Annotated in this window: 23 protein-coding genes; 10 read left to right on the top strand and 13 right to left on the bottom strand. The window is 71.5% G+C overall.

Going from position 1 to position 25597, the window contains the following annotated elements; genetic code table 11:
- Window positions 1–38 precede the first annotated feature (38 nt).
- Window positions 39–2363 (top strand): LuxR C-terminal-related transcriptional regulator, encoded by a 2325-nt coding sequence (locus FHX45_RS27635; RefSeq protein WP_167108082.1) that lies wholly within the window; start codon window positions 39–41, stop codon window positions 2361–2363.
- A 73-nt stretch (window positions 2364–2436) separates the two neighbouring features.
- Here FHX45_RS27635 and FHX45_RS28665 read toward each other — a convergent pair whose 3' ends face one another.
- Complete coding sequence (locus FHX45_RS28665; protein ID WP_341771633.1) at window positions 2437–3660, bottom strand: cytochrome P450; 1224 nt, start codon at window positions 3658–3660, stop codon at window positions 2437–2439.
- 277 nt (window positions 3661–3937) lie between these two features.
- Here FHX45_RS28665 and FHX45_RS27625 point away from each other — a divergent pair, with 277 nt between their 5' ends.
- Window positions 3938–5245 (top strand): glycosyltransferase 87 family protein, encoded by a 1308-nt coding sequence (locus tag FHX45_RS27625; protein WP_167108076.1) that lies wholly within the window; start codon window positions 3938–3940, stop codon window positions 5243–5245.
- Here FHX45_RS27625 and FHX45_RS27620 read toward each other — a convergent pair.
- From FHX45_RS27620 to FHX45_RS27610, 3 genes are all read right to left on the bottom strand, one after another.
- Entirely contained in the window at window positions 5232–5441 is a 210-nt protein-coding gene (locus FHX45_RS27620; RefSeq protein WP_017982988.1) for a helix-turn-helix domain-containing protein, read from the bottom strand. The two genes, FHX45_RS27625 and FHX45_RS27620, sit on opposite strands and share 14 nt — an antisense overlap.
- A gap of 176 nt (window positions 5442–5617) precedes the next feature.
- Entirely contained in the window at window positions 5618–7246 is a 1629-nt protein-coding gene (locus FHX45_RS27615; protein ID WP_167108073.1) for an ATP-binding cassette domain-containing protein, read from the bottom strand.
- A gap of 178 nt (window positions 7247–7424) precedes the next feature.
- Entirely contained in the window at window positions 7425–8981 is a 1557-nt protein-coding gene (locus FHX45_RS27610) for a deoxyguanosinetriphosphate triphosphohydrolase family protein (RefSeq protein WP_167108070.1), read from the bottom strand.
- 171 nt (window positions 8982–9152) lie between these two features.
- Here FHX45_RS27610 and FHX45_RS27605 point away from each other — a divergent pair, with 171 nt between their 5' ends.
- Window positions 9153–10802, top strand: a complete 1650-nt coding sequence (locus tag FHX45_RS27605) for a GGDEF domain-containing protein (protein ID WP_208407927.1) — start codon at window positions 9153–9155, stop codon at window positions 10800–10802.
- A 116-nt stretch (window positions 10803–10918) separates the two neighbouring features.
- Here FHX45_RS27605 and FHX45_RS27600 read toward each other — a convergent pair whose 3' ends face one another.
- Genes FHX45_RS27600 through FHX45_RS27570 form a run of 7 tightly spaced genes read right to left on the bottom strand, consistent with a single transcriptional unit; the run spans window position 10919 to window position 17221 of the window.
- Window positions 10919–11311 (bottom strand): iron-sulfur cluster assembly protein, encoded by a 393-nt coding sequence (locus FHX45_RS27600; RefSeq protein ID WP_167108067.1) that lies wholly within the window; start codon window positions 11309–11311, stop codon window positions 10919–10921.
- The gene (gene sufU / locus FHX45_RS27595) at window positions 11308–11751 is read right to left on the bottom strand and encodes a Fe-S cluster assembly sulfur transfer protein SufU (protein ID WP_167108063.1); all 444 of its coding nucleotides are present in this window, start codon (window positions 11749–11751) and stop codon (window positions 11308–11310) included. Before sufU ends, FHX45_RS27600 begins: the two co-directional genes overlap by 4 nt.
- Complete coding sequence (locus FHX45_RS27590) at window positions 11752–13038, bottom strand: cysteine desulfurase (RefSeq protein ID WP_167108060.1); 1287 nt, start codon at window positions 13036–13038, stop codon at window positions 11752–11754.
- A 46-nt stretch (window positions 13039–13084) separates the two neighbouring features.
- A complete protein-coding gene (gene sufC / locus FHX45_RS27585; protein ID WP_167108057.1) occupies window positions 13085–13855 on the bottom strand; it encodes a Fe-S cluster assembly ATPase SufC in 771 nt (256 codons plus the stop codon).
- A gap of 42 nt (window positions 13856–13897) precedes the next feature.
- A complete protein-coding gene (gene sufD, locus FHX45_RS27580; protein ID WP_167108054.1) occupies window positions 13898–15064 on the bottom strand; it encodes a Fe-S cluster assembly protein SufD in 1167 nt (388 codons plus the stop codon).
- A 1-nt stretch (window position 15065) separates the two neighbouring features.
- Window positions 15066–16514 (bottom strand): Fe-S cluster assembly protein SufB, encoded by a 1449-nt coding sequence (sufB, locus tag FHX45_RS27575; protein WP_167108051.1) that lies wholly within the window; start codon window positions 16512–16514, stop codon window positions 15066–15068.
- Entirely contained in the window at window positions 16511–17221 is a 711-nt protein-coding gene (locus tag FHX45_RS27570; protein ID WP_167109539.1) for a helix-turn-helix transcriptional regulator, read from the bottom strand. Before FHX45_RS27570 ends, sufB begins: the two co-directional genes overlap by 4 nt.
- Window positions 17222–17427: 206 nt before the next feature.
- On the opposite strand from FHX45_RS27570, the gene mptB reads away from it, so the two are divergent.
- The 5 genes from mptB to FHX45_RS27545 all read left to right on the top strand — a co-directional run bounded on the left by mptB (window position 17428) and on the right by FHX45_RS27545 (window position 22845).
- A complete protein-coding gene (gene mptB / locus FHX45_RS27565; RefSeq protein WP_424923828.1) occupies window positions 17428–19044 on the top strand; it encodes a polyprenol phosphomannose-dependent alpha 1,6 mannosyltransferase MptB in 1617 nt (538 codons plus the stop codon).
- Window positions 19045–19068: 24 nt separating this feature from the next.
- Window positions 19069–19995 (top strand): ATP-binding cassette domain-containing protein, encoded by a 927-nt coding sequence (locus tag FHX45_RS27560; RefSeq protein WP_167108048.1) that lies wholly within the window; start codon window positions 19069–19071, stop codon window positions 19993–19995.
- Between the two features lie 65 nt (window positions 19996–20060).
- Window positions 20061–20786, top strand: a complete 726-nt coding sequence (locus tag FHX45_RS27555) for an ABC transporter permease (RefSeq protein ID WP_167109535.1) — start codon at window positions 20061–20063, stop codon at window positions 20784–20786.
- A 69-nt stretch (window positions 20787–20855) separates the two neighbouring features.
- Window positions 20856–21830, top strand: coding sequence for a COX15/CtaA family protein (locus FHX45_RS27550; protein WP_167108045.1), 975 nt, complete (start codon window positions 20856–20858; stop codon window positions 21828–21830).
- Between the two features lie 100 nt (window positions 21831–21930).
- Window positions 21931–22845, top strand: a complete 915-nt coding sequence (locus FHX45_RS27545) for an acyl-CoA desaturase (RefSeq protein WP_167108042.1) — start codon at window positions 21931–21933, stop codon at window positions 22843–22845.
- Between the two features lie 3 nt (window positions 22846–22848).
- Here the strand turns inward: FHX45_RS27545 and FHX45_RS27540 are convergent, their stop codons facing one another.
- Window positions 22849–23154: a hypothetical protein gene (locus FHX45_RS27540; protein ID WP_167108039.1), complete on the bottom strand. Its 306-nt coding sequence runs from the start codon at window positions 23152–23154 to the stop codon at window positions 22849–22851.
- Between the two features lie 78 nt (window positions 23155–23232).
- On the opposite strand from FHX45_RS27540, the gene FHX45_RS27535 reads away from it, so the two are divergent.
- Both FHX45_RS27535 and FHX45_RS27530 read left to right on the top strand, forming a co-directional pair.
- A complete protein-coding gene (locus FHX45_RS27535; protein WP_167108036.1) occupies window positions 23233–24204 on the top strand; it encodes a quinone oxidoreductase family protein in 972 nt (323 codons plus the stop codon).
- An 80-nt stretch (window positions 24205–24284) separates the two neighbouring features.
- Entirely contained in the window at window positions 24285–24761 is a 477-nt protein-coding gene (locus FHX45_RS27530) for a TIGR03618 family F420-dependent PPOX class oxidoreductase (RefSeq protein WP_208406160.1), read from the top strand.
- A 21-nt stretch (window positions 24762–24782) separates the two neighbouring features.
- On the opposite strand, the gene map is transcribed toward FHX45_RS27530, so the two are convergent.
- Window positions 24783–25589: a type I methionyl aminopeptidase gene (map, locus tag FHX45_RS27525; RefSeq protein WP_167108033.1), complete on the bottom strand. Its 807-nt coding sequence runs from the start codon at window positions 25587–25589 to the stop codon at window positions 24783–24785.
- Window positions 25590–25597 lie beyond the last annotated feature (8 nt).

The following is a 25597-nucleotide window of genomic DNA, read 5'->3' as shown; positions in this document are numbered from 1 at the left end:
GAATAGTTGTACAGCGTTAAACACTGGTGGGATGATCGGTGAACAGTCGAGCGGATCTGGCGAGCGCCGGGCTGACCAGTCTGCTGGGCCGCGACGAGTTGCTGGGCTCCCTGGCGGAGATGCTGCACAACGACACCCGGCTGATCACGCTGACCGGACCCGCGGGAGTGGGCAAGACGCGGCTCGGCGTGACACTGGCGCAGCGGGCCGACGGTGCGTTCGACACCACCGCCGTGGTGTACCTGGCCGACCTCGACCCGTCCGCGACCGCGGAAGCCGTCGCGCAATTCATCGTCGCCGCGCTGGGCATCACCGACCACCACTCGCAGCGCCCGGCGTTGGAAGTGCTCGTCGAGCGGCTGCGCGAGCAGCGTGGCCTGATCGTGCTGGACAACGCCGAGCACCTGCTCGACGCCGCCACCGACGTCGTGATGGCGTTGCTGGACGAGGTCGCCGGCCTCAGCATCGTGGTCACCTCGCGCCACCGGTTGGAGCTGGTCGGCGAGCGCATCGTCACCGTGCCGCCCATGTCCATTCCCGAGCTCACCGCCGCACCGGAACAGGCCCGCACCAGCGATGCGATGGCATTGCTGCTCGAGCGGGCGACGGCCCGCGGCTATCCGGCGATCCCGGAGAACAGCACGGCCTGGGCCGCGCTGATCGAGCTGGCCCGCTGGTCCGGCGGGCTGCCGCTGGTCATCGAGCAGATGGCCGCCCAGATGGGCAAGGGCCTGTCCCCCGATCGCATCCTGCGACGACTCGACGGCGGGCGGCTGCTGGCGGCGGCCGCCCGCCGGATCCAGCCCCATCACCGCACGCTCGACCTCGCCCTGGGCGTGTCGTGGGGGCTGTGCAGCCCGGCCCAGCAGCGGCTGTGGGCGAGGCTCGCGGTCTTTTCCGGCGGGTTCGACCTGGAAGCCGCCGAGGAAGTCTGCGGTGGTGACGAAGAGGTGGACACCGACGAGGTGATGAGCCTGCTCACCGGGCTGGTGCAGCAGTCCATCGTGGTGATCAGCCCGGACGGCCGCTACACCCAGCTGCAACCGCTGCGCGAGTACGGACTGCGGCACCTGGACCAGTTCGGTGAGACACGGCGGCTGCGGGAACGGCATTGCGCCTGGGTCCAGCGGCTCTGCGCCGATGCCGCGGTGCACTGGCTCGGACCGGAGGAGCTGGGCTGGCTGGCCCGGGTGTACGGCGAGCTGCCCAACATCCGGGCGGCCGTGGCGTGGTGTGTCGCCGCCGGTGAGGTGGACGCCGGGATGTCGATCGTCACCGACGTCATGCGCTGCCGGGTGCCCTTCTTCTACGCGCTGCAGGCCACCGTCTGCTCCTGGATGGAGGATCTGTTGCGGATCGAGCCGGACGCGCAGAGCCCGGCTCGGTTGAACGCGCTCGCGGCGGTCGGGTTCGTCCTGACCGCGATCGGGGACAAGACCCGTGGCGGGCGCTATCGCGACCAGTGCCTCGAGCTGGCCGCCAAACTCGATGCCGGGAACAGCCCTCCCGCCCTCTACATCGACGGCACCCATCGCGTGCTCAGCCTGGGCGACGTCGACGGCCTGCCACTGCTGCAGCAGGCCCGGGACGGATTCCGCGCGGCCGGCATGGCCGGTGACGGCCAGATGGCGGCGCTGATCCTCGCGATCGGCGCCGGGCTGCTGGGCCCCGCCGACATCGCTGACGAATCCTCCGACGAATGCCTGCGCGACGCCGAGGCGCACGACTCGCCCTGGGCCATCACCTGGGCCCTGTGGACGCAGGGGCTGCCAGCCCGCACCCAGCGTCGGTACGTGCTCCACGAATGCCTGCGCCCGCAGGTCGAAATGGGCGACCGATGGGGGTCCACCTGGACGGTGGAGGCCGGCGCGTGGTGGCGCTCGGCATCCGGGCAGCCCAAGGACGCGGCCCGGCTGCTGGGCGGTTGCCTGGGGCTGCAGAAACGCCACGGGGTCGGGGTCGGCGGCTTGGTGCCGTTCCAGCGGCAGCGCAAGCTCGCCGAGGAGCGCATCGTCGCCGCGATCGGCGAAGTGGCGTTCCGCCACCACTACGCCGAGGGCACCACACTGACCGCCGAACAGATCTACGAACTGGCCCTGCGCCCGGTCGAAGTTCCCCCCGACACCCGGCCCGATCTCACCCTGGACGTGCTCACCGGCGCCGAGAAGAGGGTGGCCGCCCTGGTGGCCGACGGCCTGAACAACCCCGAGATCGCCCGGGCGCTGACCGTGTCGCGCCGGACCGTGGAAACGCATCTCACCCGGATCTTTCAGAAGCTCCGCCTCAACCGCCGCGCGCAGCTGGCGACCTGGTACATCCAGCAGACCGGGTACGAGGCCGGGCAGCGGCGCGCGGCCCGCTAGGCCCGCCGCGCGCCGCGACCGGGGCGGCCCGTGGAGCGTGGCGGCACACGATCCACGTCGCTGCGAACGCTGGCTAGACCGGCCAGGTCACCGGCAATGCCTTCACCCCGCGGATCACCCCGTAGGTGCGTTGCGGCACGAACCCGTCCGGCAACGCGAAGTCCGGGATCACGGCCAGCAACTCCTCGCAGATCACCCGCAACTCCACACGCGCCAGGTGCAGCCCGAGACACCGGTGCGCACCCGCGCCCCACCCGAGGTGTGGCTTGCGCGGACGGCCGAGGCGGAACTCGTCGCCGTCCGGGAAATAGCGTTCATCGCGGTTGCCCGATCCCCACGTCAGCAGCATCCGGTCCCCCGGCCGCAGTGCGACCCCGGCCAGCTCGGTCTCGGTCACGACGGTGCGGCCGGTGGCCGCTACCGCGGACTCGTGCCGGACGCTTTCCTCCACCAGCTGCGGGATCAGCGCCACATCGGCCACCACCCGGGCGCGCAGGGCGCTGTCCTGGGCCAGCTGGAGCAGGATGCTGGCCAACTGGTCGGTGGTGGTGAGGTTGCCCGCGGCCACCAGCAGGAACGCGAATTTGAGCAACTCGTGATCGCTGGCCACCTTGCCACCGATCTCGCTGTTGGCCACCGAAGTCAGCACGTCCTCCCCGGACCGGCCGCGGCGGGAGCGGATCTGGGCGAGCAGGAACTCGGTGTACTCCTTCCCCACCGCCGCGGCCTCCTGCTCGGTGGTCGCGCCGGACAGCCGGCGCACCAGCGACGCCAGCACGGGCCGCTCCGGTTCCGGAATCCCCATCAGCGAGGCGACCACCAACGGCGGGATCCGCGCGCACAGGTCCGGCACGAAGTCCGCTGCACCTCGCGGGGCCAGCTCCGCGACCACCTCCGCCGCAACCTTCCGCACATAATCGGTGTGCCGGGCGGCGGCGCGGGGCGTGAAGAACGGCTGCAGGTGCCGGCGCCACGCCGCGTGCTCCGTCAGGTCCTGCTCGAACAGCGGTGCGATCACTCCTCCGGTCTCCGGAGCGACCACCACCGCACCGACCTCGGCAGCGGAGGAAAACGTTTCGCCGTGCTCGGCGACGTGCTTGAGGTCGTCGAAGCGGGTCACCACGAACATGCCGCCATGGGCTTCGCTGTGGGCCACCGGGCAATGCCGCCGGAACTCGGACAGGGTGTCGTGCACCGTGTCCGCCACCGCCGGATGGAGATGATCGAAGGTACGGGCCTGCTCCTGCGCCCGTGCCGCCTCGACGTCGCGTCCCGTGAGGTCACTCGTTCGACTCACCATGCTCCTTGACTGCCGCTGCCGGAAGGCTCTGCCTTGTACAACGTACTGGGCACCCGGTGGTGGCAGGCAAGAAAATGCCACTGCCTGGACTAACGCGCGCCCGAAACGAGTGCGGAGCGTCACATCGGCGGAAGCCGGGAGATCCGGGCATCGACGGGCCGGGGAGCCTCGGACTTCGGAGAGCTCTTGCCGGGCACCGCCGCGCAGGGCGTTCTCGGTAACCTTTGCCCATGGGGCGGAACGATCTCGATATGAAACCGCGCGGTGGCGCGCGGTGACCACAGAGCGCACCGCAACGCGCCCGCCGGTCCCGGTCACCGCGTTCGCACGCACGCGCGTACTGCTCCGGACGCATCCGCTGGCTGTCGACCTGCTGTTCTACCTCGGGTGTGCCGTCTACGCGGTCGCACTCGCGCTGACCGGCGAGTTCTACGGCTTCCGCATCTGGGGCACGTGCGCGGCGTTCGGCTACGGCCTGGCCGCCGCGCACACCGGCTGGCTGATGACGGCGCGCCGGCCGGGCGGCCCGCTGCGCTCCCGCTGGCTGGGCCTCGCGGCCATCGCCGTGCTGTCGATGCTGCTTCCCCTGGTCGTCCTGGTGATCCGCCGTCTCACCGGCACCGACTGGCTGAACACGCCGTTCTCCTGGAGCGCCCAGCCCGAGGTGTGGGTGATCGAACGCTCCGCGCGTCTGCTGCTGGAGCACGGCACGCCGTACGTGGACGTCACCGCGCTCGCCCGCGTGCCCGAGGTCAACGACTACACCCCCTACGGCCCGGTGATGGCCGTGTTCGGCCTGCCGCGCGCCCTGTTCGGCGGCGGCCCGGTCGCCGACGCCCTCACCGACGCGCGGCTGATGTTCGTCCTCACCGCATGCGTGTGCGCCTGGCTGACGCTGCGGCTGATCGGTTCCCCCCGGGTGCCGGTGCGCGCGGCCCAGCTGGCCATGGCCTTCCCGCTGACCGCGCTGACCTGGGCGGTCGCCGGGCCGGACCTGGCGATCGTCGGTCTGTTGCTGGTCGCCGCGGCGCTCGCCGCGCGGGACCGGCCGAGGGCGAGCGGCACCGTGCTCGCGCTGGTGATCAGCGCGAAGCTCATCGTCGCACCGGCCGCGGTGGTGCTGGCCGTGCTGATCTTCGCCCGCCTGGGCCGCAAAGCCCTGGCGCGCTTCGCCGGCACGACCGTCGCCGCGTGCCTGGTGCTGAACGTCCCGGTGTTCGTGGTCGATCCGCACGCGTTCGTCGAGCACGTGATCCGGTTCCCGGCCGGCCTGGGCCAGGTGACGTCACCGGCGGCGAGCCCGCTGCCGGGTCACCTCATCGCCGGTATCGGACCGGCCGGGAAAGTGGCCGCGTTCATCCTGCTCGTCGGCGCCGCCGCCGCGATCATCGTCTGGTTGCTGCGGCGTCCGCCCGTCGCGGGATCGGACGCGTTGTGGCGCATCGCCGCCGGGCTGAGCGCCTTCACCCTCCTGACGCCCGCCACGCGCTTCGGGTACCTGCTGTACCCGTGCGTGCTCATCGGCGCGGCATTGTGCTTCCGCCGTGCCGAAGCCGCCGACGCCGGGCCTACTTCTTCTTAGCTCGTGTCGCTCCGCCGCGCCCGCGCAACTGCACACCGGATTCGGAAAGTACGCGGTGCACAAAACCGTACGAGCGTCCGGTCGACTCGGCCAGGGCCCGAATACTCGCACCCTTCTCATATTTCTTCTTCAGGTCAGCGGCGAGCTTGTCACGCGTGCTGCCGGTGATCCGCGCGCCCTTCTTCAGGTCAGCCACGTCGTTCCGCCTCCACCAGTTCGCGTTGGCAGGCCACAGTGGGCCTCGTCACGCAATGATCGAACACGAACCGGGAATTTGCCAGACGAGGCGCGAAAAACCTGCCCAATGGCGGAAAAATTGCGCCGTTCCAGGTGGTTGCCTAGTCCAACTAAGGACCGGCTCCATTGTTTACATCATGCCAACTGGACGAGTTCCAGGTAATCATCCGACCAGTGATCCTCGGTACCGTCCGGCAAGAGGATCACCTTCTCGGGTTCCAGCGCCTCGACGGCGCCGGGGTCGTGGGTGACCAGGACAACCGCTCCCGTATAGCTGCGCAGGGCGTTGAGCACCTGCTCCCGGCTGGCCGGGTCCAGGTTGTTGGTCGGTTCGTCCAGCAGCAGCACATTGGCGGCGCTGGACACCAGCCCGGCGAGCGCGAGCCGGGTCTTCTCGCCACCGGAGAGCGTGCCGGCCGGCTGGTCCAGTTGCTCGCCGGTGAACAGGAACGAGCCGAGCAGGTTCCGCAGCTCCTGCGCACCGGTGTCCGGAGCGAGATGCCGGATGTTCGCCCAGACGCTCGCGTCGTGGTCGAGGGTTTCGTGTTCCTGCGCGTAATAGCCCAGGCGCAGTCCGTGCCCGGCCACGACACTGCCGGTATCCGGTTTCTCCATTCCGCCCAGCAGCCGCAGCAGGGTGGTCTTGCCGGCGCCGTTGAGACCGAGGACGACGACCTTGGTGCCCCGGTCGATCGCGAGGTCGACGCCGGTGAAGATTTCCAGCGAACCGTACGATTTGGACAGTCCGTCGGCGGTGAGCGGAGTGCGCCCGCACGGGGCCGGCGCGGGGAACTTGATGTGCGCCACCTTGTCCGCGTGACGCTGCTCGTCGAGCCCGGCGAGCATCTGCTCGGCGCGGCGGGCCATGTTCTTGGCCGCCACGGCCTTGGTGGCCTTCGCGCCGAGCTTGGCGGCCTGCGCTTGCAGCGCGGCGGCCTTCTTCTCGGCGTTGGCCCGCTCGCGGCGGCGGCGCTTCTCGTCGGTGGCGCGCGCCTCCAGGTAGCGGGACCAGGTCATGTTGTAGGAGTCGAGCTCGCCACGGGTCGCGTCGAGGAACCACACCTTGTTCACGACCTCGGCCAGCAGGTCCACGTCGTGGCTGATCACCACGAGACCGCCCTCGTGGCCCTTGAGGAAACCACGCAGCCAGTTGATGGAGTCGGCGTCGAGGTGGTTGGTCGGCTCGTCCAGCAGCAGGATCGTGTCGGAGCGGCCGGACGCGCCGACGTCGGAGGCGGCGAACAGGATGCGGGCCAGCTCGACACGGCGACGCTGGCCGCCGGAGAGGGTGCGCAGGGGTTGCGCGAGGACCCGGTCGGCCAGGCCCAGGTTCGCGCAGATGCGGGCGGCCTCGCTCTCGGCGGCGTACCCGCCGAGCGAGGCGAACCGCTCCTCGAGCCGGCCGTACTTGCGGATGGCGCGGTCCCGTTCGGCGTCGTCGACCAGCTCGGACATGGCGGTCTGTGCCTTCTCCATGTCCCGCAGCAGGGAGTCGAGACCGCGGGCGGACAGGACGCGGTCCTTGGCCGTGACGGAGAGATCACCCTCGCGGGGGTCCTGGGGCAGGTAGCCGAGCTCGCTGCCGCGGCGCACCTCGCCCGCGTAGGGCTCGCCCTCGCCGGCGAGGACCTTCAGCGTGGTGGTCTTGCCGGCACCGTTGCGGCCGACCAGGCCGATGCGATCGCCCGGCTGGATGCGCAGGGTGGTGTCGGACAGCAGGATGCGCGACCCGGCGCGCAGTTCGAGGCCGGTGGCCGTGATCACGAAGAACTCCCGGAATCGGGGGTGGACAGGAGACGTCGACGGGCCCGCCGGGTTTGGCGGGGCCGGGCCCGGAGCTACTCCAACTGGACGTCCACGTCTCCAGTGTACGGATCACCGTCCAGCGATTTTCCCCGCGGTGGCCGTCCTCACCCGGCCACCGGCAGCGGGCAACCGGCCCCTACAGCACGAAAGAATCCGACCAGGGTTGCGAGGACCGCCCGGACAGGGCCTCCAGCAGGGTGACCGCCTGCTTGTCGGTCAGCGAGGACACGAAGTCGATCACCGCGCGGCCCCGCGCGAGGCTGCGCACCGCGTCCGCGCCGGTCACCGGCTCGCCGGTGGCTCCGACCAGCAGTTCGGGCGCGTCGCGGGCGAGGTCCTCGAACTCCGACTGCGCCAGCTCGACCAGGTCGTGCAAGCGCCGCGGCAGCCGGGACGCCTCGTCCCGGTCACCCAGCCACGCATCCAGCGCGTCCACGAGCGTGGTCAGCAACGACGCCTGCCCCCGCTGGTGCAGCGCCAGTTCCGGCCGCAGCAGCACGAACCTGCGGTGCACGAACTTGAGCACCTGCACCTCGTGCCACTGGGCGGTCCGCAGCGACACGTGCCCGGCCCGGGTGGACGGCGCCGGCAGCACGACCACGCCGTCCACCAGCCGGTGCGTCCACTGCGCAGAGAACGCGGCCGTGGTCTGCTCGGCCTCGATCGAACCGTCGAACGGGGTGGCGAGCAGGCCGTCGACCAGTTCGGCCCGGATCCGGGACACGGCGCGGGCGAAGGCGTCGTCGTCGACGATCCACGCGTCCTTGGCGTGCATGCGCCGCCGCAGCTGTTCCAGCGAGCGGCCCGGGCGGCGGATCTGCGCCGCGAGCGTGGCGTTGTCGAGCGCGGCCAGGTCGAGGGCGTGGTCCAGCCACTCCCCCAGCTCGGCCGCGACCGGCGCGTGCTGCAGCACCCCGATGCGGTGGAAGTCCTGGATGTCGTGGATCGCGTAGGCGAGGTCGTCGGCGGTGTCCATCACCGACGCCTCGACCGTCTGCTGCCACGGTTCGATCCGCCCCGCGAACGACCGGCGCGCCGCCACGACGTCGTCCAGTTCGGTGCAGTACGCGGAGAACTTGCTCGACCCGGTGCCCGGCGCGTCGTCCGGTTCGGCGGCACCACGCGGCGGGATCCGCATCGCGGACGGGTGCGGATCGGGCCAGTGCAGCCGGGCCCACGGGTACTTCAGGACCGCCGCCCGCACCGCCGCGGTGAGGTCGAGCCCGACGGCCGCCGGGCCGCGCACGTCGGTCGTGGTGATGATCCGGAAGGTCTGCGCGTTGCCTTCGAACCCGTCGGGCAGCGAGAACCGGTGGCGGGCGATGCGGTCCAGCACCTGCTCCCCCAGGTGCCCGAACGGCGGGTGCCCGAGGTCGTGGGCCAGCGCGGCGGCCTCGGCGACGTCCGGGTCCAGCCCGCCGAGCTTGCCGATCAGCTCGGCCGAGTCCACCGCGGACAGCAGCCGCTCCGAGATCGCCCGGGCGACCTGGGCGACCTTGAGGCTGTGCGTGAGGCGGTTGTGCAGCAGGCCGGACCCGGCAGCGCTCACCACCTGGGTCACGCCACCGAGCCGGGCGAAGAACGGCGACACCACGATCCGGTCCCGGTCGGCCCGGAACGGGTTGTCGGCCAGATCGGACCAGGCCGGTTCCTTGGCGTTCTCCCGGCGAAGCGTCCGCGGATCGAGTTCCATGCGTGTCACCGTATCGGTACGGGGACACCCGGTGGGGGCATACGGTGAGCGCACCCGAGGTGAACATCAGTGGACATCTCTTTCACCGCGGGCACCGCACCAGCCAAGATCGGGCCCGTGCGCCCAGTCCGGTTCGCCTTCCAGCCGCTCTACAGCCTGCACACCGGCGGCATGCTCGCGCTCGAAGCGCTGGCCCGTCCCGCCGAGGGGTGCGTGCACGAGCTGCTCGACACCGCGCGCCGCGAAGGGCGTCTGGTCGAAACCGACCTCGCGCTGGCCTGCGAAGCCGTGCGCACCGAAGCCGACCAGCAGACGCTGCTGCCGGTGCACCTGAACCTGACGGCGGCCACCGCCGCGGCCGGGTCGGTGGATCCGCTGATGGACGCCCTCGCGCGCGCCGGCAAGCGGCCGCGCGAGGTGGTGCTCGAGGTCGGCCCGCCGTTCGGCGGGGTCGCGCCGGAGCAGCTGCTCGCCGGGCTGACGCGGCTGCGCCGGCTGGGGTTCCGGCTGGCACTGGACGGTCTCGGGCGCGGCGACGTACCGTTCACACTCCTCGCGGCGGCGCCGGTGGACGTCCTCAAGCTGGACCACAGCGTGTTGCGCGGGCTGCCCTCCGACGCCGGTTCGGTGGCCGTCGTGGAGTCGCTGCTGCACTTCGCCGCCCGCCGCAACGCCCGGCTCGTGGCGACCGGGATCGAGACCGAGGCGCAGCTGGGGGCGGCGCGGCGGCTGGGGGTGCGCATCGCCCAGGGCAACCTGTTCGCGCCGGCGGGGGACGCTGTCGGCCTCGGTCACCTGCTCACCCCGGCCGTCCCCGACCCGGGTGAGCGCGTGGCACCGGGTCCGCCGGGCACCCCGCGGGTGCGTGACTTCCTGCGCCCGGCCAGCACCCTGCCGCACGACGCGACCTGTGACGACGTGCGGTCCGCGCTCGCCGCCGCGGACGCGCCCACCGGGATCGTCGGGATCGACACCGAGGGGCGCCCGCGGTGGTCGATCGACCGCACGCGGTTCCTGGTGTCGGTCACCGGCCCGTACGGCCACGCGCTGCACGCGCGGCGCAGCGCGCAACGGCTGGCGGACAGCCCGCACACGATCCACGCCGACGCCGGGGCCTTGGAGCTGCTGGAGCTGGTGACCGACGCGGACTGGGGCCGCACCGGCGACGACGTGGTGGTGGTCGACGACGCGGGCCGCTGCCTGGGCGTGGTGCTGGTGACCGAGGTGGTGCGCGGGGTGGCGGAGGCGAAGGTCGAGGAAGCGGCCGCGCTGAACCCGCTCACCCGGCTGCCCGGCAGCGACACGGTGGCGCGGGAGGTGGACCGCCGGATCGCCGGCCGGGAGGCGTTCGTGGCGGCGTGGCTGGACGTCGACTCGTTCAAGGCGGTGAACGACAACGCGGGCTTCGCGGCCGGGGACGACCTGATCCGCGCCATCGGGCGCGCTCTGACGGATCTGGCGGCCCGCTTGCCGAGGATGGTGGTGAGCCACGTCGGCGGGGACGACTTCCTGATCGCCTGCGACGTGGCGGAGATCGGCACGATCGCCGGGGCGTTGCTGGACGTGCCGTGGTCGGCCGAAGGCATGCCGGTGACGGTGTCGCTCGCGACGCTGGTGTGCGCGACGGCGACGATCGAGTCCTACCGGGAGGCGTCCCGTCTGCTGGCGCCCCTGAAGAAGCGGGCGAAGGCGGTGCCGGGGTCGAGCTGGGTGCTGGGCCGGCCGGGCTCCGAGCGGGTCGAGGTGCTGCGTGGCCGGTCGCGGCACGGGCTGCCGGAGCAGCGGGACCGGTCCGCGGCCGGCCTGAGCCCCGCCGTATAGGTCGTTATACGCTCACTGGGACGAGGGGCGACACCACTGCACGCGGGAACAGCGCCGCCGCGGCCGGTTTGCCCGAACGGGCCCGGCCGCGGCGGCGCTGTGCTACGGGTGCGGATCTAGACGGTGAAACCGAGGGCGCGAAGCTGCTCGCGACCGTCGTCGGTGATCTTCTCCGGGCCCCACGGCGGCATCCAGACCCAGTTGATCCGGAAGTCCTTGACCACCCCGGCCTGGCCGACCAGCACCGAGGCCGTCTGGTCCTCGATCACGTCGGTCAGCGGGCAGGCCGCCGACGTCAGCGTCATGTCGATGGTGGCGGTGTTGTCCGGTTCCACCCGGATGTCGTAGACCAGCCCGAGGTCGACCACGTTGATGCCGAGCTCGGGGTCCACGACGTCCCGCATGGCCTCCTCGATGTCCTCGATCTTGGCCACGTCCGCGGCCGGCGGCTGCGCCTGCTCCGGCAGGTCCGCCGCGGTGCGGCCCTCGCGCGTCTGCTCCTCGCTCACTTCACGGCTCCGTTCGTGCGGGTCAGCGCATCCTTGAACGCCATCCAGCCCAGCAGGGCGCACTTCACCCGCGCCGGGTACTTCGACACCCCGGCGAAGGCGACCGCGTCCTCCAGCACATCCTCGTCCGGCTCGATCTGGCCCCGGCTCTGCATCATCGCCACGAAGGTGTCCATCGTGGACAGTGCCTCACCGACGGTGTGCCCGGTCACCAGATCGGTCAGCACCGACGCGGACGCCTGGCTGATCGAGCAGCCCTGCCCCTCGTAGGAGACGTCGGTGACCTTGTCGCCCTCGACCTTGAGCCGGAGGGTGATCTCATCGCCACAGGTCGGGTTGACCTGGAACGACTCGGCGTCGTAGGGCTCCCGCAGGCCGTGGCCGTGCGGGTTCTTGTAGTGGTCCAGGATGATCTCCTGGTACATGCTCTCCAGGTTCACCTACGCCACCCCGAAGAACTTCTGCGCCTCGCGGATACCGCCCATCAGGGCGTCCACTTCGGACAAGTCGTTGTACAGGTAGAACGTCGCGCGCACGGTGGCCGGCACCTGGCACACCCGGTGCAGCGGCCACGCGCAGTGGTGACCCACCCGCACCGCTATGCCCAGGCTGTCCAGCACCTGGCCGGCGTCGTGCGGGTGCACGCCGTCGACGACGAACGCGACGGTCGCACCGCGGTCGGCCGTGTCCCCCGGACCGATCAGTCGGACGCCCGGGATCTCGGCGATCCCGGCCAGCGCCGCCTCGACGAGCGCGTGCTCGTGCGCGGCCACCCGCTCCATGCCGATCTCGCTCAGGTAGTCCACCGCGGCGCCGAGCCCGACGGCCTGCGAGGTCATCGGCACCCCGGCCTCGAACTTCTGCGGCGGCGGCGCGAACGTGGTGCGGTCCATCGTGACCAGCTCGATCATCGACCCGCCGGTGAGGAACGGCGGCATCGCCTCGAGCAGCTCACGGCGCCCGTAGAGCACGCCGATACCGGACGGCGCCAGCATCTTGTGCCCGGAGAACACCGCGAAGTCCACGCCGAGCGCGTGGAAGTCGACCGGGAAGTGCGGCACCGACTGGCACGCGTCGAGCAGCGTCAGCGCGCCGACCTCGCGGGCCCGCCGCACGATCGGCTCGACCGGGTTGATCGTGCCGAGCACGTTGGACTGGTGCGCGAACGCGACGATCTTGGTGCGCTCGGTGACCAGCTCGTCCAGGTTGGACAGATCCAGCCGGAACGTGCCGGTGAGGTCGAACCACCGCAGCGTGGCACCGGTGCGCTGGCACAGCTGCTGCCAGGGCACCAGATTCGCGTGGTGCTCCATCGCGGTGATCACGATCTCGTCGCCCGGGCCGACGCGGAAGCGCTCGGCCTCCGGGCCGGCGGTGGCCGCGTTGCTCATCGCGTACGCGACCAGGTTGATGCCCTCGGTGGCGTTCTTCGTGAACACCAGCTCACCCTGGTCGGCACCGACGAACTCGGCGGTGCGGGCGCGGGCGTACTCGTAGGCGTCCGTGGCCTCCTCGGCGAGCTGGTGCGCACCCCGGTGCACCGCCGCGTTGGAGGTCTCCAGGAACCGGCGCTCGGCGTCCAGCACCTGCCGCGGCCGCTGCGAGGTCGCGCCGGAGTCCAGGTACACCAAGGGTTTCCCGTCGCGCACGGTGCGCGACAGGATGGGGAAGTCGGCGCGCAGGGCAGCGACGTCCAAAGGCAGGTTGGCCGCGGCTGTGGTGGTCATGCGCGCCAACTCCTCTCTCGGTGTGTCAGTTCGGGAACGGGGAACGTCAGACCGCCGCGGCTTCCTTCTTGCCGGTGTACTTGACGTAGCCGTTCTCCTCCAGCTCGTCGGCCAGCTCCTTGCCGCCCGACTCGACGACGCGGCCGTCGGCGAAGACGTGCACGAAGTCCGGGGTGATGTGGCGCAGGATCCGCGTGTAGTGCGTGATCAGCATGACGCCGACCTCGTTGTTGGCCTTGTACTCGTTGACGCCGTCGGAGACGATCCGCAGCGCGTCGACGTCCAGGCCCGAGTCGGTCTCGTCGAGGATCGCGATCTTCGGCTTGAGCAGCGCCAGCTGCAGGATCTCGTGGCGCTTCTTCTCACCACCGGAGAAGCCCTCGTTGACGCTGCGCTCGGCGAACTCCGCCGAGATCTCCAGCTTGGCCATCTCGTCCTTGACTTCCTTGACCCAGTGCCGCAGCTTCGGCGCCTCGCCGCGGACCGCGGTGGCGGCCGTGCGCAGGAAGTTCGACATGGACACGCCCGGGACCTCGACGGGGTACTGCATCGCCAGGAACAGCCCGGCCCGCGCGCGCTCGTCGACCGACATCTCGAGGACGTTCTCGCCGTCCAGCAGCACCTCGCCGGAGGTCACCTCGTACTTGGGGTGACCGGCGATCGCGTAGGACAGGGTGGACTTGCCCGAGCCGTTCGGGCCCATGATCGCGTGCGTCTCACCCGAGCGGATGGTCAGGTTGACGCCCTTGAGGATCTCTTTCGCGCCCTCGTCGGTCGTGACACCGGCGTGCAGATCCTTGATTTCCAGTGTGGCCATGGCCTCGTTCGTCTCTGTCTCTCGTGGTGGAAGGGGAGGGCTTCAGCTGCCGACGGCTTCGAGTTCGGCCTCGATCGCCTCGGCCAGGCGCTCGCGGACCTCCGGGACGTCGATCTTCATCAGGATCTCGTGGAAGAAGCCGCGGACGACCAGCCGCCGCGCCTGCTCCTCCTCGATCCCGCGCGACAGCAGGTAGAACAACTGCTCGTCGTCGAACCTTCCCGTGGCGCTCGCGTGCCCGGCACCGGCGATCTCACCGGTCTCGATCTCCAGGTTCGGCACCGAGTCGGCACGCGCGCCCGTGGTGAGCACCAGGTTGCGGTTGAGCTCGTAGGTCTCGGTGCCCTCGGCCGCGGCCCGGATCAGCACGTCGCCGATCCACACCGTGTGCGCGTCGTCGCCCTGCAGGGCGCCCTTGTACATCACGTTCGACTTGCAGTACGGGACCGCGTGGTCGACGAACAGGCGGTGCTCCTGGTGCTGACCGGCGTCGGCGAAGTACAGGCCCAGCATCTCCACGTCGCCGCCGCGGTCGGCGAAGCTCGCCGTGGGCGACACCCGCACCAGGTCGCCGCCCAGGGTGACGACGATGTGCTTGACCGTGGAGTCCTTACCGAGCCGGATGTGCTGCTCGGAGACGTGCACCGCGTCGTCGGCCCAGTCCTGGACGCTGACCACGGTGAGCTTCGCACCCTCACCGACGACGAACTCGACGTTGTCGGCGTAGGTGCCGGAGCCGAGGTGGTCGAGCACGACCACGCCCTCGGCGTAGGCCTCGGCGCGCACCTGCACGTGCCCGTAGGCGGTGTTGCCCTCACCCGGGCCGGTCAGCCGCAGCACGGTCGGCCGGGACGCGCGGGTCTCCTTCGGCAGGGTCACCAGGGTCGCCGCGGCGAACGAGGTGTAGGCCTGCGCGGCGATCCGGTCGCTCGGCACGCCGGCCTGGCCCAGGCGCTCGTCCTCGCGGCCGACGGTCTCCACGCGCACCTCGGGGGCGGCGTCGACGTCGATCTTGACCTCGCCGGAGGCCGTCGCGGTGCCGTCGTGCAGCCCGCGCAGGCGCTTCATCGGGGTGAACCGCCAGTTCTCCTCGCGGCCACCGGGGACCTCGAAGGCGGCGACGTCGTACCCGGTGAACCGTTCCGCGCGGGAGGCCGCCGGGACGGCGGCCTCCGCAGCGGCAGCGGTGTTCTCAGCAGAAACCGTCATGTCAGCCGACGGCTCCTTCCATCTGCAGTTCGATCAGGCGGTTCAGCTCGAGCGCGTACTCCATGGGCAGCTCGCGCGCGATGGGCTCGACGAACCCGCGCACGACCATCGCCATGGCCTCGTCCTCGGTGAGACCGCGCGACATCAGGTAGAACAGCTGGTCCTCGGAGACCTTGGACACCGTGGCCTCGTGGCCCATCGACACCTCGTCGTTGCGGATGTCGACGTAGGGGTAGGTGTCCGAGCGGGAAATGGTGTCCACCAGCAGCGCGTCGCACTTCACCGTGGAGGCGGAGTGGTGTGCCCGCTTGGCCACCTTCACCAGGCCGCGGTAGGAGGTGCGGCCGCCGCCGCGCGCCACCGACTTCGACACGATGGTCGAGGAGGTGTGCGGCGCCAGGTGCTCCATCTTGGCGCCGGCGTCCTGGTGCTGCCCCTCGCCGGCGAACGCGATCGAGAGGACCTCGCCCTTGGCGTGCTCGCCCATCAGGAAGACCGACGGGTACTTCATGGTCACCTTGGAACCGATGTTGCCGTCGATCCACTCCATGGTCGCGCCCTCTTCGCACTTGGCGCGCTTGGTGACCAGGTTGTAGACGTTGTTCGACCAGTTCTGGATCGTCGTGTAGCGGCAGCGGCCGCCCTTCTTGACGATGATCTCGACCACGGCCGAGTGCAGCGAGTCGGACTTGTAGATGGGCGCGGTGCAGCCCTCGACGTAATGGACGTAGGCACCTTCGTCGACGATGATCAGGGTCCGCTCGAACTGGCCCATGTTCTCGGTGTTGATCCGGAAGTACGCCTGCAGCGGGATGTCCACGTGCACGCCCGGCGGCACGTAGATGAACGACCCGCCGGACCACACCGCCGTGTTCAGCGCGGAGAACTTGTTGTCGCCGGCCGGGATGACCGAGCCGAAGTACTCCTGGAACAGCTCCGGGTGCTCCTTGAGGCCGGTGTCGGTGTCCAGGAAGATGACGCCCTGGGCCTCGAGGTCCTCACGGATCTTGTGGTAGACGACCTCCGACTCGTACTGGGCGGCCACCCCGGCGATCAGGCGCTGCTTCTCCGCCTCCGGGATGCCCAGCTTGTCGTAGGTGTTCTTGATGTCCTCGGGCAGCTCGTCCCAGCTGGCGGCCTGCTGCTCGGTGGAGCGCACGAAGTACTTGATGTTGTCGAAGTCGATCCCCGACAGGTCGGCGCCCCAGTTCGGCATGGGCTTGCGCTCGAAGAGCTTCAGCGCCTTCAGACGCGCCTCGAGCATCCACTCCGGCTCGTTCTTCTTGGCGGAGATGTCGGACACGACGTCGGTGTTGAGCCCGCGGCGGGCACTGGCCCCCGCGGCATCCGGGTCGGCCCACCCGAACGCGTACTTGCCCAGGGAGTCGATGGTCTCTTCCTGGGACAGCGGCGTCGTGGTGGGATTGCGCTGCTCGGCAGCGGCAGTCATTCGCGTTTCCCTCCGTCCGGAGCTTTCGCTTGCAGACCCGGCGGATTCTCCGCTGGGACGTGGGTGGTGCACACGGTGTCGCCGCGTGCGATGGTCGCCAGCCGCTGGACGTGCGTGCCCAGCAGCTCGGCGAACGCCTCGGTCTCCGCCTCGCACAGCTGCGGGAACTCAGCGGCGACGTGGGCGACCGGGCAGTGGTGCTGGCACAGCTGCGCGCCGGCACCGGTGGCCGGAGCGCCCACCTGGCGGGCCGACGCAGCGTAACCCTCCCTGCTCAGGGCGGCGGCCAGGGCCTCCGCGCGGCCGGCCGGGCCGTCCGCGGCGGTGATCGCGGCCCGGTGCGGCTCCACCATGCCGGCGGCCCGGCGCTCGGCGAAGGCCCGCACCGCCTCCTCCCCCGCGTGTTCGGCGAGGAAGCGGAGGGCGGCGACCGCGAGGTCGTCGTAGGCGTGGCCGAACCGGGCGCGGCCCGTCTCGGTGAGCAGGAAGAGCTTGGCCGGACGGCCCCGGCCACGCGGTCCGCGCCGGGGCGCGTCCCGCGTCTCGGCCTCCCCGTCGGCCAGCAACGCGTCCAGGTGGCGCCGCACCGCGGTCGGGCTGATGCCCAGCCGGTCGGCGACCACGCCCGCCGTCATCGGGCCGTCCTCCAGCAGGAGGCGGGCGACCTCGTGCCGGGTGCGCCCGTCCGGGGTGGCCTGAGCGGCCATCCCGTCGCCAGGACGGTCGGCGCCGCCCCGACGGGAGAGGGGTCCGCTGTTTTTCACAACATAATTGTGTCGTATTTCGGGCCGGGAGGCAAAGAGAGGTCAACTCGGCGTGACCGGGGTCACGGATCCGGGCTGCCGGGACGGTCCGGCCGGCCGCCGCGGCCGCCCTTCTCGGCGGCCCGGGACGGCGCCGATACCCTCTCTGTGTGACATGGGGCGAGCAGAGCACCGGAGGTGGTGCGGTGGCGGCGCCGCTGTCCCCGGTGCAGCCTCCCGGGGCCGGGCCGCTGGAACAGCGGGAACTGCGTGCCCTCGACATCGTGCGCCGGCTGGGCACGGTCGGCGCGCTGCTGCTCGCCCTGGGCTCGCTCGGCGCGGGCGCGGCCCCGGTGCTCAACCCGGTCCAGGACATCCCCGTCCTGCGCCTGTTCGCCCGCATCCCCACCGTCTCACTGGCGATGTGCTTCGCCGGGATGGGCATGCTCGTCGTCGGGTGGCTGCTGCTGGGGCGGTTCGCGCGGCCCGGGCGCGCGCGGCTGGCCACCCGCGCCCAGCTGACCCGCACGCTGGTCATGTGGCTGACGCCGCTGATGTTCATCCCGCCGCTGTTCTCCCGCGACGTCTACAGCTACCTCGCGCAGAGCGAGATCGTGCACCGCGGCATGGACCCCTACGAACTGGGCCCGGCGCAGGCGCTCGGCGTGGCCGATCCGCTCACCAGCGGCGTCTCCAACATGTGGCGCGAGACCCCGGCCCCCTACGGTCCGCTCTTCCTCAAGCTCGGCAGCTGGATCTCCGGGCTCACCGGGGACGACATCGTCGCCGGGGTCCTGCTGCAGCGCGCCCTCGCCCTGGCCGGCGTCGCGCTCATCATCTGGGCCCTGCCCCGCCTGGCCCAGCGGTTCGGCGTCGAACCGGCCACCGCCCTGTGGCTGGGCGCCGCCAACCCGCTCGTGCTGTTCCACCTGGTCGCGGGCGCGCACAACGAGGCGCTCGGCATCGGCCTGATGGTCGCCGGCCTGGAGCTGGGCATCCGCCGGCTGCCGGTCCGGGTCACCGGCGACACGCCGCCACCCCTGGCCCACGGCGAGATCCCGTTCCTCGTGCTCGGTGCGGCGGTCATCACGCTCGGCGCCGCGGTGAAGATCAACGCGGTCATCGCGCTGGGCTTCTTCGGTGTCATGATCGCCCGCCGCTGGCGCGGCCGGATCAGCGACCTGCTGCGCGCCGCCGCCGCGCTCACCGGCGTGTTCGCCGTCGTCATGGCCGCCGTGTGCCTGGGCACCGGCCTCGGCTTCGGCTGGATCGGCGCGCTCGGCACCCCGGGGCTGGTGCGCAGCTGGATCTCCCCCAGCGCCGAACTCGCGAACCTCGGCGGGGTCCTGGGCATCGCGCTCGGCCTGGGCAACCACACCAACGCGCTGGTGTCGATCCTGCAGCTGGCCGGCATCGCGCTGGCCGGGCTGATCACCGCGAAGTTCCTGTGGGACAGCTTCCGCTGGCGCTACCGGCCGATCATCGGGCTCGGCGTCTCGCTGGGCGCCTTCATGATCCTGCACGTCGCGATGCAGCCCTGGTGGCTGCTGTGGGCGGTGATCCCGCTCGCCGCCGCCGCGGGCACGTCCCGGTTCCGCGTCGCGGCCACGGTGGCCAGCGTGGCGCTGGCGTTCCTCGCCGCACCGCCGGGCAGCACGTTCGACGGCCGCTCGTTCGTCGTGCCGCAGGCCTACCTCGCCGCCGGTGTCGTCGTCGCCGTGGCCGTGCTCGTCGTGTGGCGCAGGGCACCTCTGCTGCTGAAGAGGGATCCGCAGCCCGCGCCCTGAGCCGGGGTCGTACGCTTGACAGTCGTGAGCACACCTGCCGTCGAGATCACCGGGCTGGTGAAGCGGTACGGCCCGAAGACCGCGGTCGACGGCCTGGACCTGAAGATGCACCGGGGGCGCCTGCTCGCGCTGCTCGGTCCCAACGGCGCCGGCAAGACCACCACCGTCGAGATCTGCGAAGGTTTCCGCCGCGCCGACGCCGGGTCGGTGCGCGTGCTGGGCCTGGATCCCGCTCGCGACGGCGCCGCGCTGCGCCCCCGTGTCGGCGTGATGCCGCAGGGCGGCGGTGCCTATCCGGGCGTCCGGGCCGGCGAGATGCTCGGGCTGGTCGCCTCGTGCGCCGCCAGCCCGCTGGACCCCGCGTGGCTGCTCGACGTCCTCGGCCTCACCCCGGCGCGCCGCACCCCGTTCAAGCGCCTGTCCGGCGGGCAGCAGCAGCGGTTGTCGCTGGCGTGCGCCCTGGTCGGGCGCCCCGAGCTGGTGTTCCTCGACGAGCCGACCGCGGGCATGGACCCGCAGGCCCGCCGCCTGGTGTGGGACCTGCTCGCCGCGCTGCGCGCCGACGGGGTGAGCGTCCTGCTCACCACCCACCTGATGGAGGAGGCCGAGGCGCTGGCCGACGACGTGGTGATCGTCGACCACGGCAAGGTGATCGCCGAGGGCACGCCGAGCGCGCTGACCGCGGACGACTCCGACGCCGCGCAGCTGCGGTTCAAGGCCCGCGCGGGGCTGGACACCGAGCTGCTGTCGGCCGCGCTGCCCGAGGGCTACCGCGTGCAGGAATCCGCGCCGGGCAGCTACCAGGTGTCCGGGAGCGTGAACCCGCAGGTGGTGTCGACGGTGACGGCATGGTGTGCGCAGCAGGGCGTGCTGGCCGAGGAGCTGCACGTCGGCAAGCGCGACCTGGAAGAGGTCTTCCTCGAGCTGACCGGACGGGAGCTGCGCTCGTGACCGCACCGGCCCGGTTCCCCGCCGGAACCTTCACCCCCGCGCCCGGTTCCGGCCGCCGCACGCGGATGCTGCTCACCCACGCGAAGCTGGAAACCAGCCTCACCCTGCGCAACGGTGAGCAGATCCTGCTCACCCTGCTCATCCCGCTGGCCCTGCTGATCGGCCTCACGCTGCTGGACATCCTGCCCACCGGAGACCTGGACGGGGTCGCCAAGGTGGACTGGGTCACGCCCCGGATCTTCGCGCTCGCGGTGATGTCCTCGGCGTTCACCGGGCAGGCCATCGCGCTCGGCTTCGACCGCCGCTACGGGGTGCTCAAGCGGCTGTCGGCCACGGCCATCCCGCGGTGGCTGCTCGTCGCGGGCCGGATCGCCGCCGCGCTGGTGGTGGTGCTGCTGCAGGTCGTCGTGCTGGGCGTCGTCGCGGCGTTCCTCGGCTGGGCGCCGTCGGGCGCCGGGCTCGCCGAAGCGGTCCTCCTGCTGGTGGCCGGCACGCTGAGCTTCGGCGCGCTGGGTGTGCTGCTCGGCGGTTCGCTGCGGGCCGAGGTGGTGCTGGCGCTGGCCAACATCGTGTGGTTCGTGCTGCTGCTCGCGGGCGGGATCCTGCTCGCGCCCACGGCACTGCCCGCCGGGGCGGCGACGATCATCGAGCTGCTGCCGTCGGGGGCGCTGGCCGAAGGGCTGCGTGCCGCGCTGGTCCACGGGCAGCTCGCCGGCGGCCCGGTCGCCGTGCTCGCCGGGTGGGGCGTGCTGGCGGCGGCAGTGGCCGGCCGCACGACGAAGCTGACATAACCCCAGGGCGCAGCCGTCTCCCACCACCGCCCTCAACGGAGGCGCTTCGCGCCCGTCTACTATTTCCGCGTGGCACTGAAGTCCCTGATCGCCCGCCTGCCCTACCCGTCGCGCTCGGTGCAGGGCGCGATCGCCGTCGCCGCGGTGGTCGCCCAGGCCGGCATCGGGGTCACCGGCTCGGTTGTCCGCGTCACCGGATCCGGCCTGGGCTGCCCCACCTGGCCGCAGTGCTTCCCGGGCAGCCTGGTGCCGGTCGCGCACCCCGAGCTCGAGACGCTCAACCAGTGGATCGAGTTCAGCAACCGGCTGCTCACCGTGGTCGTCATCCTGGTATCCGCGCTGGCGGTGCTCGCCGCGTGGCGGGTGCAGATCGCGCACCCGGAGCGCAGGCGGGCGCTCAAGCTCGCCTGGGCGATGCCCGGCGGAGTCGTGCTGCAGGCCGTGGTCGGCGGGATGACGGTGCTCGCGAAACTGGAGTGGTGGACGGTCGCGATCCACTTCCTGGTCTCCACACCGCTGGTGTGGCTGGCGGTGCTGCTGGTCCGCGCGTTCCACGAGGGCGACGAGCCGGCGCGGTGGCTGGTCCCGCCGCTGGCGAGGAAGCTGCTGGTCACCCTCGTGGTCGCGATGTGGGCGGTCCTGATCGCCGGCACCACGGTGACCGGCGCCGGCCCGCACGGCGGCGACCCGGCGACCCACCGCCTGGACGCGCCGATCGAGGTGCTCGCCCAGGTGCACGGCGGTCTGCTGGTGTGCTACCTGCTCGTGCTCGCGATGTTCGGCCTGGTCCTGATGCGCGGCGGCACCCCGCCGGCGGTGTGGCGGCGCTACGCGGTCGTCTGGGTGGTGGCGCTCGCACAGGGTGTGCTGGGGTCGGTGCAGTACGCACTCGGCATCCCGGAGGCGCTGGTGTCGCTGCACGTGCTCGGATCGGCGCTGGTGATCGTGGCGACCGCCGCCCTGTGGTGCGGCTGCCGCGACCGGGGCCCGGTCGTCTCCGCCGCACCGGCCCCGCCCCAAAGCCCGGAGCTGACCACGGCGTGAGCCGGATTTCCGCGCTCGTCATGCGGTGGTAACGCCCGAGGGGGGTATCCGCCAGGACGGCCTCGTACGGTGGGGCCGGGAAGAGAGGTAGCCACCGCCCATGACCAAACCCCTGATTTCGCATCGCCGGTCCACCGGTCAGATGATCGTGCTCAAAGCGTTCCTGCTGATCCCGTTCCTCGCGCTGGTCACCGCGGTGCCACTGGCCTGGGGCTGGGGACTGACCTGGCTCGACCTCGGCCTGGCGGTGTTCTTCTACGTGGTCGCCACACTCGGCGTGACCGTCGGCTACCACCGCCACTTCACGCACGGCTCGTTCAAGACCGGACGGCCGCTGCGGGTCGCGATGGCGATCGCCGGCAGCATGGCCGTGCAGGGGTCAGCCCTGTTCTGGGTTGCCAGCCATCGCCGGCACCACGCGTTCGCCGACCGCGAGGGCGACCCGCACTCCCCCTGGCTGTTCGGCACGAGCCCGGCGGCGCTGCTGCGCGGGTTCTGGCACGCGCACATGGGGTGGATGTTCGAGCGCGAGGTGACCAACTACGAGCGGTTCGCACCGGATCTGCTGGCCGACCGCGACGTGCGGGTGGTGAGCAAGCTGTTCTGGCTGTGGATCGTGCTCAGCCTCGCGCTGCCCACGCTGCTCGGCGGGCTGCTGAGCTGGTCCTGGTGGGGCGCGGTGACCGCGTTCTTCTGGGCCGGGCTGGTGCGGATCGCGTTCCTGCACCACGTGACGTGGTCGGTGAACTCGATCTGCCACATGATCGGGGACCGGCCGTTCGCCAGCCGGGACCGGGCGGCCAACTTCTGGCCGCTGGCGATCCTGTCGATGGGCGAGTCGTGGCACAACTCGCACCACGCCGATCCGACATGCGCGCGGCACGGTGTGCTGCGCGGGCAGCTGGACGTGTCGGCGCGGCTGATCTGGATCTTCGAGAAGCTGGGCTGGGCGCACGACGTGCGCTGGCCGCGCGCCGAGCGCCTCGCCGCGAAGCGGCTGCAAACCGCTGCTTGAGCCCTACAGGGCGTGCCCGGCCATCCGGCGGCGGTGGCCGGGCCCGATCCGGGTCTCGTTGACGGTCGCCGAGTCCCACTCGGCCGGCTCGAGGTCCTCGACCGCCTCGACCAGCTGCTGACCGGTCTCGACGGTGCGCACGACGATGTCACCGAGCGCACCGTCGTGGCCGACGAGCACCACGCGGGCACCGGCGCGGCCGATGTTCTCCACCACGGCCTTGGCCGGCTTGCCGTGTTCGGCGACGAATCGGCGGGCGGTCGTAAGCTGCTGGGCGGTGGGCGCCGGTGCCTCGGTCTCTTCAGCCATGCCGGCATCTTAGGAAAGATCGGGCGGTCCCACCGGCCCGTACGGGGTGAACCCGACCACGTCAGGAGGAGACAGACGATGCCCACGGCAGTGCAGATTCGGCGGACCGGCGGACCCGAGGTGCTGGAGGTCGCCGAGGTGGAGGTCGGCGACCCGGGGCCGGAGGAGCTGCTGGTCGACGTCGCGGCCGCGGGCGTGAACTACATCGACACCTACCACCGCAGCGGTATCTACCCGCTGGACCTGCCCGCGACGCTGGGCCAGGAGGGCGCGGGAACGGTCGCCGCGGCCGGTTCGGACGTCACCGGTTTCCAGGTCGGCGACCGGGTCGCGTGGCAGGGCGTGCTCGGCGGCTACACGCAGCGGGCCCGGGTCCCGGCACGCAGCGCGGTGCGGATCCCGGACGGCGTGTCCGACGAGGTGGCCGCCGCGGTCATGCTGCAGGGTGTCACGGCGCACTACCTGGTCCGGTCGACCTACCAGGTCGCCGAGGGCGACACGATCCTGCTGCACGCGGCCGCGGGCGGGGTGGGGCTGCTGCTGGCGCAACTGGCCAAGGCGCGCGGTGCGCGCGTGATCGGCACGGTGTCGACCGCGGAGAAGGAGGCGCTGGCCCGGGAGGCCGGCGTGGACGAGGTGATCCGCTACGACCAGGTGGACTTCGCCGAGGAGGTCCGGCGCCTCACCAACGGCGAAGGGGTGGCCGCGGTGTACGACGGGGTCGGCCGGACCACGTTCGACGGCAGCCTGGCGAGCCTGCGGGTGCGGGGGTTCCTGGTGCTGTTCGGGGCCGCGAGCGGCCCCGTCCCGCCGGTCGACCCGCAGCGGCTCAACGCGGCCGGCTCGGTGTACCTGACGCGCCCGACGTCGGCCCACTACGTGCGGACCCGGGAGGAACTGGACTGGCGGGCGGGCGAGCTGTTCGAGGCGGTGGCCTCCGGCGCGCTGACGGTGCGGATCGGCGGTCGCTATCCGCTCGCCGAGGCGGCGAAGGCGCACGAGGACCTGCAGGGCCGCCGCACGACCGGCAAGCTGCTGCTGATCCCGTAGGACGGCGCCGGCGCACCCCGGCCTGGCGTCTATGCGGAAAGTGGTCTCGGACGCACCGTCCGGGAAATTATGGCGCAACCATGGAGGTTGATCACGACGTGAATCAAGGACCCGCACCTCGCCCACTGTCCGACGAAGCCCTCTCGAGCCTGCTCGGCAGGGAGCAGTTCGGCACACTCGCCACCGTCAAGCGCAGTGGCCACCCCCACCTGAGCACCATGCTCTACCAATGGGATCCCGAAGCCCGCATGGTGCGGCTGTCGACGACGGCCGACCGGGCCAAGGTCGGGCATCTGCGGCGCAACCCGCGTGCGGCGCTGCATGTGCGAGGTGGCGACGTGTGGTCGTTCGCCGTCGCGGAAGGCGAGGCCGAGGTGTCCGGGACCACGACCGTTCCCGGTGACGCCGTCGGGCGGGAACTCCTCGCGATGATCCCGCAGGCAGCGAAACCGGAGGATGAGGATGCGTTCCTGGAGCAGCTGGTTGCCGAGCGCCGGGTGGTCATCCGGTTGAAGGTCGACCGCCTGTACGGCACGGCGCTCGACATCGACGGCTAGGACGTCTCAGATTCGCGCTGGTCACAGCCGTTCGGTGCGGCCCTGGCGCCCCGCGGACTCCTCTGCGCGCCGGGTGAGCACCAGCGGGCCGTCCTCGGTGACGGCGACCGTGTGCTCGGAATGTGCGGTGCGGGAACCGTCGGCCGACCGGATCGTCCAGCCGTCCGCGTCGTGGACGATCCGGTCGGTCGTGCGGGCGAACCAGGGTTCGAGCGCGAGGGTCAGCCCGGGCCGCAGCGTCAGCCCCCGCCCCGCGTGACCCTTGTTGGGCACGTGCGGGTCCTCGTGCATGGTGCGGCCGATGCCGTGTCCGCCGAACTCGGTGTTGACCGGATAGCCGTGCGCACGGGCCACCGCCCAGATCGCCGCCGAGATGTCCCCCAGGCGGTTGCCCGGACGTGCCGCCTCGATCGCCGCCGCGAGCGCTTCCTCGGTGGCGCGGACGATCCGCTCATCCTCCTCGGCGGCGGTACCGACGACGACGGTGCGCGCCGAGTCGGCCACCCAGCCGTCGATGCCGACGGCGAGGTCGGCGGTGAGCACGTCCCCGTCGCGCAGGGTGTAGTCGTGGGGCAGGCCGTGCAGGACCGCGTCGTTGACCGACAGGCAGATGACGTTGCGGAACGGACCGCGGCCGAACGACGGCGCGTAGTCCCAGTAGCAGGACTCCGCTCCGCGCCGGGTGATCATCCCGCGGACGTGGTGCTCCAGGTCCAGGAGGTTGACGCCCACGTCGGCCAGCCGGCCCACCTCGGAGAGCACCTCGGCGACGAACCGCCCGGCCACGTGCATGCGCTCGATCTCGGCGGGCGTCTTCAACTCGATCACGGGTACCT

Source organism: Amycolatopsis granulosa (assembly GCF_011758745.1).
Taxonomy (GTDB): Bacteria; Actinomycetota; Actinomycetes; order Mycobacteriales; family Pseudonocardiaceae; genus Amycolatopsis_E; species Amycolatopsis_E granulosa.
The sequence above is the reverse complement of the archived record's forward strand: the minus strand, read 5'-3'. Positions and strand labels throughout refer to the sequence as shown.

Bases quoted from the DNA above. Each gene is read 5' to 3' on its own strand.
- FHX45_RS27570 (WP_167109539.1), bottom strand. From the start codon at position 17,221: ATGGCCGCTCAGGCCACCCCGGACGGGCGCACCCGGCACGAGGTCGCC.
- FHX45_RS27610 (WP_167108070.1), bottom strand. From the start codon at position 8,981: ATGGAACTCGATCCGCGGACGCTTCGCCGGGAGAACGCCAAGGAACCG.
- FHX45_RS27590 (WP_167108060.1), bottom strand. From the start codon at position 13,038: ATGACCACCACAGCCGCGGCCAACCTGCCTTTGGACGTCGCTGCCCTG.
- FHX45_RS27530 (WP_208406160.1), top strand. From the start codon at position 24,285: ATGGAGGTTGATCACGACGTGAATCAAGGACCCGCACCTCGCCCACTG.
- sufD (WP_167108054.1), bottom strand. From the start codon at position 15,064: ATGACGGTTTCTGCTGAGAACACCGCTGCCGCTGCGGAGGCCGCCGTC.
- FHX45_RS27555 (WP_167109535.1), top strand. From the start codon at position 20,061: ATGCTGCTCACCCACGCGAAGCTGGAAACCAGCCTCACCCTGCGCAAC.
- sufC (WP_167108057.1), bottom strand. From the start codon at position 13,855: ATGGCCACACTGGAAATCAAGGATCTGCACGCCGGTGTCACGACCGAC.
- FHX45_RS27540 (WP_167108039.1), bottom strand. From the start codon at position 23,154: ATGGCTGAAGAGACCGAGGCACCGGCGCCCACCGCCCAGCAGCTTACG.
- FHX45_RS27605 (WP_208407927.1), top strand. From the start codon at position 9,153: ATGCTCGCGCTCGAAGCGCTGGCCCGTCCCGCCGAGGGGTGCGTGCAC.
- FHX45_RS27545 (WP_167108042.1), top strand. From the start codon at position 21,931: ATGACCAAACCCCTGATTTCGCATCGCCGGTCCACCGGTCAGATGATC.
- sufB (WP_167108051.1), bottom strand. From the start codon at position 16,514: ATGACTGCCGCTGCCGAGCAGCGCAATCCCACCACGACGCCGCTGTCC.
- FHX45_RS27535 (WP_167108036.1), top strand. From the start codon at position 23,233: ATGCCCACGGCAGTGCAGATTCGGCGGACCGGCGGACCCGAGGTGCTG.